The following is a 12850-nucleotide window of genomic DNA, read 5'->3' as shown; positions in this document are numbered from 1 at the left end:
TTTAATTCTACATCATCACAAGAATCTATAGAATAAATTTGGTTTATAATCATATTAAACCTTTTTTTTGGAAATTTTTAATTAATTATATCATCAAATTTCCAAAAAATAAATCTTATCCAAAAGCACCGCTTAAGTAAGCCTTGGTTTTTTCTTGTTTTGGATTTTCAAAAAATTCTTTACTTTCACCAAATTCTATAAGCTCGCCTAGATGAAAAAATGCAGTATAATCAGCCACGCGTTTGCCTTGTTGCATGTTGTGCGTTACCATAATCATGGAAAGATTATGACTTAATTCTTTTAAAAGCTCTTCTATAACACCTGAGCTAATAGGATCAAGTGCGGAAGTTGGCTCATCTAAAAGCAAGAGCTTAGGTTTTATTGCTAAAGCCCTTGCGATACAAAGACGTTGTTGTTGTCCACCTGAAAGAGCTAGGGCATTTTGCTTTAATTTATCTTTAACCTCTTCAAAAAGCCCTACTTTTTGTAAACAATCCACCACCAAAGCTTCTTCTTCATCTTTGTTTTTAATCATACCGTGAAGTTTTGGTGCATAAGAGATGTTTTCATAAATGCTTTTTACAAAAACATTAGGTTGTTGAAAAACCATGCCTACATTTTTACGCAAAGCTACTACATCTTGATTTTTAACATCTTTTCCTTCAATTTCCACTAAACCATCGATTTTTGCGATTTTATCATTCATTCTATTAAAACAACGCAAAAAAGTGGATTTACCACATCCTGAAGCACCGATGAGTGCAGTAATTTTGTTTTGCTCTATTTGCATATTGATATCAAATAAAGCTTGTTTTTTTCCATAAAATAAATTTAAATTTGTTGTTTTTGCTATCACTTTAATTTTCCTTGAAAATATTTTCTTAATAATATCGCACTAAGATTTAACACGACTAAAAGTCCTAAAAGCACAATAATACCCGCTGCGGTTCTTTCTAAAAATGCACGCTCTGGCATAGCCGACCATGAGTAAATTTGAGCAGGCAAAACGCTAGTTGGATCAAAAATAGAACTTGCCACATCAGGGATAAAGGCTATCATACCGATAATCATCAAAGGTGCAGTCTCGCCTATAGCCCCTGCTAAAGTCAAAATAGAACCTGTTAAAATCATAGGCATAGCCAAAGGCAACATAATGCCTTTTACCATTTGAACCTTTGTCATACCTAAAGCATAAGCAGCATTTTTCATATTGATATCCACACTTTTTAAAGCTGCCTTAGTTGAAACAATGATAATAGGTAAACTCATGATCGCCAAAGTAAGCCCACCCACTAAAGCACTTGAGCGAGGCATTCCAAAAAGATTGATAAACACTCCAAGTCCTAAAAGTCCAAACAAGATACTTGGAATACTTGCAAGGTTGTTAATACACACTTCTATAAAATGTGTAAGGATATTTTGTGGCGCAAATTCTTCTAAGTAAATTGCCGCTGCAACGCCTATAGGAACACTCACAACCATACAAACAAGCATAACAAGCAAAGTCCCTACAACTGAAGATAAAATTCCTGAATTTTCAGGAGATTTTGAGTCCCCATTTAAAAAGAAATTGCTATTAAATTTAAGCTCTATCTCGCCTTTTTGCATAAGATCATCGACTAAAGTTCTTTGTTTTTCACTAAGGCGATTATATTTTTGCTTCATATATTGATCTACTTCTGAATTTGCCAAAAGCCAAGATTTTTCAGCGATTTGTCCTGTTCTTATTTTTCTTTGTTCTGCGCGAGATAAAAGATCATAAGCAGGAGAATTTCTATTAGCCTCTACAAAAATATAGGTTTGCTTAAAAGCAGGAAATCCAAGATAAGCCACACTTCCTAAAAAGATACAAAGAAAAATTAAATTAATATAAAGCCCCATTTTACAAAGTCTTTTAAAAGACTTTGAGGCTTTTTGTCGTTTTTTGAAAAGCTTTTTCATAAATTTTTCCTTTTGTGAAAGCGGTTGATAAGATAAACGCTAAACATATTGATGATTAAAGTGATGACAAAAAGCACCAAACCTAAAGAAAAGGCGCTTAAAGCTAAAGAACTATCAAAAGCTTGATCTCCACTTAAAGCTTCTACGATTTTTACCGTTACCGTTGTCATATCTTCTAAAAAATTTAAAGTTAAATTTGGACGCAAAGAAGCTGCCATCACCACTATCATAGTTTCGCCTAAGGCTCTTGAAAGTCCTAAAAGACAAGCTGCAACTATACCAGGAATAGCCTCAGGTAAAATCACGGCAAAAACCACTTCTTTTTTTGTCATACCTAAAGCATAAGCGCCATTAATCCTTTTCTCGCTTACTGCTTCAATGCAATCTTGAGATAAAGAAGCCACTATAGGTACTATCATGATCCCCATGATAAAACCTGCACCTAAAGCACTTTGAAAGCTTGCTTGTATGCCAAATAAAGAAAAAAACCACACTATAAAAGGCGCTACAACTATAGCCGCAAAAAATCCAAAAACAACAGTAGGAATCCCTGCAATGATTTCTAAAATAGGTTTTAAGTAATTTTTAGATTTTTTACCGGCAAAAACACCTAAATATATAGCACACATTACCCCCAAAGGTAGAGCTGTTAGCATAGCGATTAAAGAGATATAAAAAGTTCCCCAAAAAAGCGACACTGCACCAAAAACCCCTTGCTTACTCGTGCCATCTGCATTCATAAAAGCTGCATCAGCTGCCCACTGACTTGAGAATAAAAAGGTAACAACGCTTTCTTTTTGAAAGAATTTTAAAGCTTCAATTAAAATTGTAAGCATGATAGCAAAACTTACTATCACGCTTACAAAAGCACATAAAAAAAGTGCGAATTTGATTATTTTTTCTTTTAGCAAAGTTTTTCCTTAAAAAACTTTTCCAGCTTTTACAAGCTCATCATTTAAAATTTTTCTATCTTCTACATGTTTTTGAGAAGCTTTTAATTTATCATCACTTAAAGGAACAAGTCCTATTTTTTCAAGCTCTCCACCACTTTTTGCCAAATCATCACTCATATAAATTTTTGCAAATTCAAAGGCTTCTTTAGGATTTTTCTTTGCATTGATATAGATAAATAAACTTCTTGCAAGATCGTATTTTCCATCAGCAATATTTTTTTCATCTGCTTTTACACCATCAATATCTGCTGCATTGATTTTATCCACATTGCTTACTAAAAATCCATAACCAAAAAGCCCAAAAGCATCTTTATCGATAGTAAGTTTTGAAACGATTAGATTATCATTTTCACCACTTGGAATATAAGCTCCATCTTGGCGTATGGTTTTATACTCGCCTTTGTATTCAGGAATTTTTTTAGAAATATCACTCATTACAAGTTCTTCTACAGTATCTCTTGTGCCTGAGCTTGATGGAGGACCATAAACGCTGATTTTACGATTAGGTAAATTTTTATTGATTTGATTCCAGTTTGTATAAGGATTTGGTATAAGTTTTCCATTTTGTGGAATTTCTTTTGCTAATGCTAAGAAAAGTTCTTTTTTAGTGATATTTAAAGGTGCGTTGGCTTTATTTTGCGCTAAAACTATACCATCATAACCTACCATAATCCCTACTATATCAGTAACTCCCGCTTTTTTGCAAGTTTCAAATTCGCTAAATTTCATCGCTCTTGAAGCATTAGAAATGTCAGTTATGCCCTCGCAAAATACTTTAAATCCACCCCCTGTTCCTAAACTCTCTACAATAGGAGTTTTTGTATTGTGAATCGCTGCATACTCTTCAGCTACAAAAGAAGTAAATGGATACACGGTTGATGAACCTGCGATTTTTAAATCAGCCGCATTTAAAGCACCCGCTAAAGCAAAACTTGCAACACTTAAAGCTAGAATTTTTTTCATTTTTTCTCCTTACTTTTAAAAAAGTAACGGAAGTTTAGAAAAAGTTGGAAACATTTTGGAAACATTTTTTACTTCGCGACGGAAATAAATTCCGTCTTGCGACAAAGGACTTAGTCCTTTTGAAACCTCTAAAGGCACGCCCACCTAAAAATCTTTGCAGATTTTCAGCCTTAAAATAAAATCTATACTCGTAATAAAATATAAAGCTTAATTTCATTTAGAAACATTTTATTTTTATTTTATATATTTTAACTTCAATCCTTTAAAAATTTAGCTTGTTTTAAAAAAATCAATATATCATTTTAAAAACATTCTAAAAATAAAAATAAGGAGATAGAATGCTTTCAAAAAAAGTAGTTGATTTATTAAACGAGCAAATCAACAAAGAAATGTATGCAGCTAATTTATATCTAAGTATGAGTTCTTGGTGCTATGAAAATAGTCTTGATGGAGCTGGGCTCTTTCTTTTTCAACACGCAAGCGAAGAAAGCGAACACGCAAGAAAACTTATAACTTATCTTAATGAAACAGATTCACATGTAGAGCTTAAAGAAGTGAAGCAACCTGAACAAAATTTCAAATCTTTACTTGATGTTTTTGAAAAAACTTACGAGCATGAACAAAGCATTACAAAATCAATCAACGATCTTGTAGAGCACATGCTAGGCAATAAAGATTATTCTACTTTTAATTTTCTTCAATGGTATGTAAGCGAACAGCACGAAGAAGAAGCACTTTTCCGTGGTATAGTAGATAAAATCAAACTCATCAGTGACAATGGAAACGGCTTATATCTAGCTGATCAATATATCAAAAATTTAGCTTTATCTAAAAAATAATATTTTTGCCTTGAAAAAGGCAAAAATATAATTTCATCTTAGGTAGCGTATGACTTATTTTTCTTTAGAATTTAGTATTTTAATGATTGTATTTTTTGCCATATATTGGGCATTTAAAGATAATTATAAAATACAAAATATTTTAATCTTGGCTTTTTCATATCTTATTTATATACTGATTAATCCTTATTTTGCTTTAATTTTATTTATTTACACTTTTTTTATACATTTTTTTGCCTTGCTTATCTTTGTGCGTCGAAAACGATATATTTTTGCTACTTGTATAACTTTTATAATATTAAATTTATGTTTTTTCAAATATTTTCCAAATATCAAAGGAAGTCTTGATCAAGTGCTAAGCTTTTTGGGGCTTGATTTTTTAAATATCGAACTTATCTTGCCTATAGGCATTAGTTTTTACACCTTTGCTTCTATTACTTACCTTGTAGATGTATACAAAAAACATCATTTAGAAAGCTTTTTAAATTTAGCAACCTTTTTATCATTTTTCCCTACCCTACTTGCAGGGCCGATTATGCGTAGTGCGTTTTTTTTCGAACAAGCTTATCAAAAACGCGAATTTAAACATGCAAATTTGATCATCATTTTGCTTATTTTTGGTATAGTAAAAAAAGTTCTTATTGCTAATTACTTAGGAATTTATGCCAAAAATATTTTAGATTTTCCACAATCTTATAATTTTATACAACTTCTAAGTGCAATTTACGCTTATGCGGTGCAAATATATTGCGATTTTAGTGGATATGTAGATCTAGTTTGTGCTTTTGCTTTAATGTTAGGTTTTACCTTGCCACCGAATTTTAATATGCCTTATCTAGCTAAAAATCTTAAAGAATTTTGGGCTAGATGGCACATCAGCCTTTCAACTTTCATAAGAGATTATATCTATATTCCTTTAGGAGGCAACAGAAAAGGAATGCCTCGCACCATAGCCAATATACTCATCGCTTTTATTCTTTCGGGCTTATGGCATGGAAGTACTTTGGCTTTTGGGGTTTGGGGTTTATTACATGGCTTGGGTATTGTATTTATCCATTTACTTGCTTTAAGCAAATTCAGCCTTCAAAAAATTCCAGCTTTAGGAAGATTTTTAACCTTTCAATTTGTATGTTTTACTTGGATTTTCTTTTATTATAATAAAAATTTAGAAGATGCTTTAGAATACTTCAAAGCTTGTTATAATAATTTCTTCCAAATTCCTAGCTATAATGATATTTATATGCTTGTAAGTTTTGGTGTACTTTTTATGATTTATCCTTTATTTATCAATTTTAAAGAATACTGTGTAAAAATTTTAAATCTTACGCCGTTTTTACTCAAGCCGTTTGTAATCACTTTTATTTTGCTTTTAGTGTTTGCTTTTATGCCAAATGGCATTCCTGATTTTATTTATTCGAGTTTTTAAATGAAAATTATTAGATTTTTCTTTATTTTAATTATAGTGTTTATACTTGTTTGCCTTGTGATGAATCAAAGCATTTTTTCTTATATCGAGCAAAAATATCACTTTGCATTTTATCCTAAAAACGATATTTTACAAGAGGCCAATGGTTTTAAAAATAAACTAGAACAAATCCGTGCAATACTAAGTAATGAGCCTCTACCTCAAAATATAGAAGAAAATATCATGGTTCAAGAAGATATGGATGAACTTAATGCAAGTAATGATTTTATCGATAAAAACACCACTATTGAAGATATACAGCAAACAGAAGACGAAAATGTCAGTTTTATTGACAATACCAAATTAGAAGTTCATAAAGGTGATGAATTTTTATTTATAGGCGATTCTTTAATGCAAGGCGTTGCAATTGCACTCAATCGTGATTTAATTGATCTAGGTTTAAAAGCTAATGATCTTAGCAAGCAAAATACAGGACTTTCTTACAAATCTTATTTTGATTGGGCAAAAGCAACCAAAGAAGCTTTTGCAAAAAATCCCAACATTAAATATCTAGTTGTCTTACTAGGGGCAAATGATCCTTGGGATATCAAAAAAGGTGGAATTTATCACCGCTTTGGTTCAGATAGCTGGATTGACATCTACACCTATAGAGTAAATGAAATCATCAATATAGCTAAACAACATCATGCAAAAATTCTTTGGTTTGAAATTCCTCCTGTTAAAAAAAATGAACTCAATGAAAAAATACAAATTCTAAACAAAATTTATAGCGAAGAAATTCTCAAAAATAAACAAATTTTTATCAATACAAAACTATTTTTTAGCGTTAATGATGAATTTTCAACCTATATTAAAAATGAAAACAACAAAAGTATAAAAATGAGAACAGACGATGGAATTCATTTTACCTCAAACGGAGCAAAAGAGATGTCAAAACTCTTGCTTCAACATATAACAATCAAGGAAGAAAATGCAAATTAAGCAATTTAAAGCTATATTATTAATTCTTATATTTTCAATCAATTTATACGCAAATAACACAAACCATACCATAGATGAAATTCTAAGCCAAACCAAAAACAAAAGTGCTTTAAGCAATTATGCTTCCAAAAAAGACTTAAAGCTTTTGGAGCAAAAACTTAAAGAGCATAAAAACATAGGTATTAGAATTTATGGAGATTCTCACACGGCAGCAGATTTTTTTCCGCGTGTTATTAGAGGATATTTGATAAAATCAAATTCCATAGGCTTTGCCTACCCTTTGCAACCCAAATATCAACAAAATTTAAATCTTGATTATTCTTATAAAGATTATGAAATTTTAAATTCAAGAAATACAGACACCGCAGGTATTGATTTTCCTTTAGGTGGGATAATAGCTAAGGCTAAAGAAAAGGGTGCAAAAATCACCCTTGATACTAATTTAGACAAGAAAAATTTTAAAGTAGGTTTTGTCTTTAAAGCTCCAAATAACACCAATGCCTTTAGCATTAAAGACGCTCAAAACAAAAGCTATGAGCTAAGATCAGTAGCCAATAAATGGTCATATAAAGAATACGAACTTGTTTTTCCTTTGCAAATTTCTGCCTTACAAAAAAACGCTCAATTAGGAGGATATTTTATCACCAGCAAAGAGGATAATGCTTATTTAGATACCATAGCGATCAATGGGGCAAAAAGCGATCTTTGGATGTCGTGGAATAAAAAAGTAAGCGAGCAAGAATTAAAACTCCTATCTAATGATTTAATCTTACTTGCTTATGGTTCTAATGACGCACTTTTTAAAGGTTTTGAAAAAAACAAATTTAAAAAGAATTTAAAAAATTGGATTCACACACTCAAAACTTACAATAAAAACGCCCTTATCATGCTTGTTTCTCCTCCTACTGTGGTAAAAAAACAAGGTAAAAAATACACCCTAGCTCCTGATTTTTTTGCTATAAGGCAAGCACTTTATGAGGTAGCCAAAGAAGAAAAAACCCTTCTTTTTGATATGCACCAATTCATGCAAGATAGCGGTGGAAAAAATAAATGGATAGAGCAAAAACTCTCTTTGCAAGATGTACATTTAACCATTAAAGGCTATGAATTAATGGCTAAAAAATTGCTTGATGATTTAAAAAAATATGTGCATTATTGATTTTTAATTTTATCAATATAATTAAAAAAGCCTTATCTACTTGATATTTTAGCAGATAAAGCGATACAAATTAAGGCATTTCCAAATTTCTTTCATCATAGCTTAAAGCTGTGATTTGATAATAAGAATTAATGGTTTTAAGAAGATTAAACCTAGCTCCTAAAAGATCTTGTTTAGCAGAATTTAAAGCATTAGAAGCATCTAAATAGTCTTTTAATTCACTTTTACCTAAATTGTATTTTTCCCAATAAGCTTGAGTGATCAACTCTTGTTTCAAACGAGTATCTTTTAAAATTTGAACTAGCATGGTGTTACTTTGATAGTCTTTATAATTTAAAGCAAATTCATTCATAGCACTTTGCAAACTTTGCTCATAAGCAACAAGCATACTCTCGTAATTAAACTGTGAAATTTTGATATTTTGCTTTACTCTACCATAGTCTAGGAAAGGCAAAGAAATTTTTATATTGCCACTCAAAACTTCAAATTTAAAGCTATCATCAAATTGCTCATCACTGCCATTTAAAGCTCCATTTAGAGAAATGCTCGGCAAGATTGATTTTTGTACCGAAGTATAGTCTTTAAAAGCGGATTTAAGGGTATTGAGTTTAGAGCGCACATCAGGACGATACACAAGAGCTTCTAAAGGAATATTAAAATTAGGATTTAAATTCTTAAAATCAGAAAGAGTTAAAGCTTTAAAATAATCAATATACGCAAAGCCCTCTTGCTTTCCTATCAAATCTTGTAAATTTTTTATAAGTAAATTGCGATTTTGCTCATTGCGTAATAAATCTTGCCTTGCCTTTAATAAATTTTGCTCTATATTAAGCAAATCAAGTTCTTCGATTTTTCCAAGCTCAAATTTATAAGCATAAAGCTCTCTCATTTGTTCTAAATTAGCTAGATACTCTTTAAGTAAATTATCCACATCATTAAAATAAGCAAGTTCAAAAATACCATTTAAAGCCGTATTAATCATACTGATTTTCAAATTTTCAAGATCATAAGCACTAGCCTTTGCACTAAAATCACTCGCACTTGAGCTATCTCTTATCTTTCCATAGATATCAAGCTCATAGCTTAAATTTAAACCGTTGCTAAATTTCTTACTTTGGGCTCCAGAATTTAAATTCTTTTCTCCACTAAGCCCCAAATTTGCACTTAAAGTCGGATAAAAATCATAATCTATCAAATCAGCCCTTGCTAAAGCTGTCAGCAAAGTGCTTCTAGCTATATTTATATCGCTATTATTTAACAAAACAAAATTTAAAAATTCATTCAATTTAGCATTATCATAAGCCTTATACCAATCATAAGTGATATTTAAGTCTTTAAAGCTCTCTTCGCTCATTGTAGGCTCTTTAGGCAAGCTAAGTTTTACACCACAGGCGCTTAAAAAAAATACCAGTAAAATACTCAATAAATTTTTCATTTTATTCCTTTGATAAGGCGCTAATAGGATTTAAATTGGCTGCATTTCTTGCAGGGAAAAATCCAAAAATAACCCCAATTAAAACAGAACTTAATAAACCCAAAAGCACAGAATACGCATTTAAAATCATAGGAAAATCAGTGCTTAGAGTATTAAAACCAAAAATCACAAAAACAGAAAGCAAAACTCCCAAAATCGCACCCATAGAACATATCATCACTGCTTCGATTAAAAACTGCATCATGATATCTTCTCTTCTAGCACCTATTGCCATACGAATTCCTATTTCTCTTGTTCTTTCACTCACCGAAACAAGCATGATATTCATCACGCCTATACCCCCAACAATCAAAGCAATCACCGCCACCGAAGCCGTAAGTATGGTAGTCGTGCGTTTATTTGCTGTGATAGCTTGCTTAAAGGTATCAGAATTAAAAGTGAAAAAATCTCTTTGCCCGCGTTTGATTTCTAGAATTCTAATGATAGCATTTTCAGCCAAAGTAGAACTCACATCATCCTTTACTTTTACTATAATTTCACGCAAATTTCTATCGCCTGTAAGCTTATTCATCAGCGTAGTATAAGGCATATAAAGGCGCACTACATTATCTTCTATAGGTTTTTCTGTATCTTTTTGTAAAACTCCTATAATTTTAAAGGGTTGAGAATTAAAAATCACTACACGCCCTAAAACATCTTCACTCTTTTGGCGAGGGAAAAGATTTTTCTTAGCATTAAAATCAAGCACCGCTACATTAGCATTAGTTTCTATATCTTCATTATTTAAAATTCTACCCACTTGAAGTTTTAAACCCTCTATAGCAAAGTTATTTACCCCCACTCCTTCAGCTCTAGCACTTAAAGAAATGTTTGTATAGGTTGCAATTCCTGAAGTACTTGAATGTGCATCAACAGCATCTAAATATTCTAAAGTTCTAAGCGTCTGTAAATCACTAAAATTTAATCTTGTTCTGCCTGAACGCAAATCTCCAAATCCTCTACCTGGATAAATTTCAATAGTATTTGTTCCAAGCCCTGCAATAGATTCTAAAACCTTAGCTTGAGAACCAAGCCCTAAAGCAACAACGCAAACCACAGAAGCAACGCCTATTATAATACCAAGCATAGTTAAAATAGAACGGAGTTTGTGTGCAAGTATGGAAGAATAAGCTATTTTTAAACATTCAAAGGCTTGATTTTTAAGCAAGGTAAGAGTTTTTTTCTCTTTTGGCATCGCTTTTAAGATGATTTTTGGATTGAAATTTCCATCCTTAGTATCGCTTAAAATTTCACCGTCTTTAATCTCTATAATCCTTTTAGCCTGGGCTGCAATTTTTGGATCGTGAGTTACAAGAATAATAGTATGCCCTTGTGCATTTAATTTTTGCAAAATCTCAAGAACCATAATTCCACTTTTACTATCTAAAGCTCCTGTTGGCTCATCAGCAAGTATCAATTCTCCGCCATTCATCAAAGCTCTTGCTATACAAACGCGTTGTTGCTGTCCGCCACTTAACTCATTTGGTTTGGAATTCAACTTATGAACTAGTTCGAGATTTTCTAAAAGTTCTTTAGCTTTTTGACTTCTTTCGTGTATGCTTTTACCTGCATAAACAGCCGGCAATGAAACGTTTCTATCAGCACTGAGTAAACTCAAAAGATTATATCTTTGAAAGACAAAACCTATTTTTTCACGCCTTAGTCTTGCTTTTTCGTCGCTATTTAGCTTAGTAACTTCATAGTTTTCAAAAATGTAGCTTCCACTACTTGGCATATCCAAGGTCCCTATAATATTTAACAAAGAAGTTTTACCGCTACCACTTTGTCCGATGATAGCGACAAATTCACCCTTTTCTATACTTAAACTTACATTTTTTAAAATGGCATTCTCGCCTATATTTTTACAAATATTTTTTAAAAACAGCATTAAAATCTCAATTTCATCTCTGGTACAAGTCCATCAGCACTTGAACTTATTATCAACTCTTCATTTTCATCAACACCTTCTAAAATTTGAGTATTGATAGAATCTTTAATACCAAATTTTACATATTTTTTTACCGCTTTTTGATTTTGCAAAATTTCAACATAATACCCTTTTGCATCATTTTTGATTGCATAAGTAGGCACAGCAATAACATCTTTAACACTTGCAATAACAATTTCATTTTGTATACTCATGCCAATACGTAAAAAATTATCCTTATTTTGTACATAAAACTTGGCATAATAATAAATAGCATTAGAACTCGAACTTGAAGAACTAGAATAACTAGAACTTGAATCACTTACTTCAGTATCGGCTGGATCGATACTCGCTATACTTGCACGATAGGTTTTTTGCGGATCGTTAAGTAAGGAAAATTCCAACTCTGTGCCTATTTTTATCTTATTCACATCTGCTTCTGCTATTTCCATTTTTATTTCCATTTCATCTAAATTTGCAATGCGAACTATTGTCGGTGTGTTTTGATTAGCATTTACAGTTTGTCCTTCATCAACAGCTACGTTAATTACAACCCCATCAATGGGTGCTGTTATAGTAGTATAATCTAAATCTTTCTTAGCATTTTTAAGAGTAATTTCAAGCTGAATAACTTGAGCATTAAGTTCTGCAACACTTGCTTTCAAAGAATAATAATTATTTTTTTGTATTTCTAAATTTTCAAGTGAACTTGCCTTAGCTGCATAAAGCTTTTGTTCTCTTTGGTATTGTTTGCTTGCGATTTCAAGGGCGACTTTTTTACTTTCTAAATTAGCCTTGGCACTTTCAAGCTGCGCTTTTGTGATATCTAAATCATTTTGCTGTTTATCTTTATCAATTTGCGCGATCAAATCACCCTGTTTTACATGCGAACCCACATCCACATAAAGCTTAATGATTTGCCCACTTACTTGAGCACCCACATCAACTTGATCTTTAGCATAAACCTTCCCCACTGCTTCTATGGTTTGAGAAATATCTATTTTTTTAACCTTTTGGGTAAGATAGGTGATTTTTTCATTATCATTAAAAAATATGAAATAAGCGCCCACTCCAAAAAGTGCTAAAATCACCACAATCAAAACGACCCTATTTTTCATTCTAAACCTTAAATTAAAAAATAAATCTCGCAATTATATCTATGCAAAGTGAATTTTTTGTGAATTTTT

The 12850-nt window shown here is 31.6% G+C and carries 11 protein-coding genes; 4 read left to right on the top strand and 7 right to left on the bottom strand.

Annotated features, from left to right (window positions below; all coding sequences use genetic code 11):
• Positions 1-115: 115 nt before the first annotated feature.
• The 4 genes from pstB to CCO88_RS03995 are packed head-to-tail and all read right to left on the bottom strand — an operon-like array spanning position 116 to position 3857.
• The gene (pstB, locus tag CCO88_RS04010; RefSeq protein WP_002776307.1) at positions 116-856 is read right to left on the bottom strand and encodes a phosphate ABC transporter ATP-binding protein PstB; all 741 of its coding nucleotides are present in this window, start codon (positions 854-856) and stop codon (positions 116-118) included.
• The gene (pstA, locus tag CCO88_RS04005; protein WP_002839501.1) at positions 853-1941 is read right to left on the bottom strand and encodes a phosphate ABC transporter permease PstA; all 1089 of its coding nucleotides are present in this window, start codon (positions 1939-1941) and stop codon (positions 853-855) included. The genes pstB and pstA overlap by 4 nt, the downstream gene beginning before the upstream one ends.
• Positions 1938-2852, bottom strand: a complete 915-nt coding sequence (pstC, locus tag CCO88_RS04000) for a phosphate ABC transporter permease subunit PstC (RefSeq protein ID WP_002794748.1) — start codon at positions 2850-2852, stop codon at positions 1938-1940. Before pstC ends, pstA begins: the two co-directional genes overlap by 4 nt.
• A gap of 9 nt (positions 2853-2861) precedes the next feature.
• Positions 2862-3857, bottom strand: coding sequence for a substrate-binding domain-containing protein (locus CCO88_RS03995; protein WP_002776282.1), 996 nt, complete (start codon positions 3855-3857; stop codon positions 2862-2864).
• A 338-nt stretch (positions 3858-4195) separates the two neighbouring features.
• Between CCO88_RS03995 and CCO88_RS03990 the strand changes: the two genes are divergently transcribed.
• From CCO88_RS03990 to CCO88_RS03975, 4 genes are read left to right on the top strand one after another with little or no spacing between them, the layout of a single operon-like run.
• Positions 4196-4696: a ferritin gene (locus tag CCO88_RS03990; RefSeq protein ID WP_002776281.1), complete on the top strand. Its 501-nt coding sequence runs from the start codon at positions 4196-4198 to the stop codon at positions 4694-4696.
• A 49-nt stretch (positions 4697-4745) separates the two neighbouring features.
• Positions 4746-6122, top strand: a complete 1377-nt coding sequence (locus tag CCO88_RS03985; protein WP_002839499.1) for an MBOAT family O-acyltransferase — start codon at positions 4746-4748, stop codon at positions 6120-6122.
• Entirely contained in the window at positions 6123-7103 is a 981-nt protein-coding gene (locus CCO88_RS03980; protein ID WP_002780973.1) for an SGNH/GDSL hydrolase family protein, read from the top strand. It begins immediately after the preceding gene.
• Positions 7093-8262, top strand: coding sequence for a GDSL-type esterase/lipase family protein (locus tag CCO88_RS03975; RefSeq protein ID WP_002839497.1), 1170 nt, complete (start codon positions 7093-7095; stop codon positions 8260-8262). The genes CCO88_RS03980 and CCO88_RS03975 overlap by 11 nt, the downstream gene beginning before the upstream one ends.
• Before the next feature lie 70 nt (positions 8263-8332).
• On the opposite strand, the gene CCO88_RS03970 is transcribed toward CCO88_RS03975, so the two are convergent.
• Genes CCO88_RS03970 through CCO88_RS03960 form a run of 3 tightly spaced genes read right to left on the bottom strand, consistent with a single transcriptional unit; the run spans position 8333 to position 12781 of the window.
• The gene (locus CCO88_RS03970; RefSeq protein WP_002839495.1) at positions 8333-9697 is read right to left on the bottom strand and encodes a TolC family protein; all 1365 of its coding nucleotides are present in this window, start codon (positions 9695-9697) and stop codon (positions 8333-8335) included.
• A gap of 1 nt (position 9698) precedes the next feature.
• The gene (locus CCO88_RS03965) at positions 9699-11624 is read right to left on the bottom strand and encodes an ABC transporter permease (protein ID WP_002839493.1); all 1926 of its coding nucleotides are present in this window, start codon (positions 11622-11624) and stop codon (positions 9699-9701) included.
• Positions 11624-12781: an efflux RND transporter periplasmic adaptor subunit gene (locus CCO88_RS03960; protein ID WP_002780964.1), complete on the bottom strand. Its 1158-nt coding sequence runs from the start codon at positions 12779-12781 to the stop codon at positions 11624-11626. The genes CCO88_RS03965 and CCO88_RS03960 overlap by 1 nt, the downstream gene beginning before the upstream one ends.
• Between the last annotated feature and the right edge of the window lie 69 nt (positions 12782-12850).

The sequence above is a fragment of the Campylobacter coli LMG 9860 genome (genome assembly GCF_000254135.1).
GTDB classification, from domain to species: domain Bacteria; phylum Campylobacterota; class Campylobacteria; order Campylobacterales; family Campylobacteraceae; genus Campylobacter_D; species Campylobacter_D coli.
This window is presented reverse-complemented; position numbering and strand designations above follow the sequence as displayed.

Excerpts from the sequence above, each read along its gene's own strand:
- CCO88_RS03970 (WP_002839495.1), bottom strand. The coding sequence starts at position 9,697 with ATGAAAAATTTATTGAGTATTTTACTGGTATTTTTTTTAAGCGCCTGT.
- pstA (WP_002839501.1), bottom strand. The coding sequence starts at position 1,941 with ATGAAAAAGCTTTTCAAAAAACGACAAAAAGCCTCAAAGTCTTTTAAA.
- CCO88_RS03990 (WP_002776281.1), top strand. The coding sequence starts at position 4,196 with ATGCTTTCAAAAAAAGTAGTTGATTTATTAAACGAGCAAATCAACAAA.
- CCO88_RS03965 (WP_002839493.1), bottom strand. The coding sequence starts at position 11,624 with ATGCTGTTTTTAAAAAATATTTGTAAAAATATAGGCGAGAATGCCATT.
- CCO88_RS03980 (WP_002780973.1), top strand. The coding sequence starts at position 6,123 with ATGAAAATTATTAGATTTTTCTTTATTTTAATTATAGTGTTTATACTT.
- CCO88_RS03960 (WP_002780964.1), bottom strand. The coding sequence starts at position 12,781 with ATGAAAAATAGGGTCGTTTTGATTGTGGTGATTTTAGCACTTTTTGGA.
- CCO88_RS03975 (WP_002839497.1), top strand. The coding sequence starts at position 7,093 with ATGCAAATTAAGCAATTTAAAGCTATATTATTAATTCTTATATTTTCA.
- CCO88_RS03995 (WP_002776282.1), bottom strand. The coding sequence starts at position 3,857 with ATGAAAAAAATTCTAGCTTTAAGTGTTGCAAGTTTTGCTTTAGCGGGT.
- CCO88_RS03985 (WP_002839499.1), top strand. The coding sequence starts at position 4,746 with ATGACTTATTTTTCTTTAGAATTTAGTATTTTAATGATTGTATTTTTT.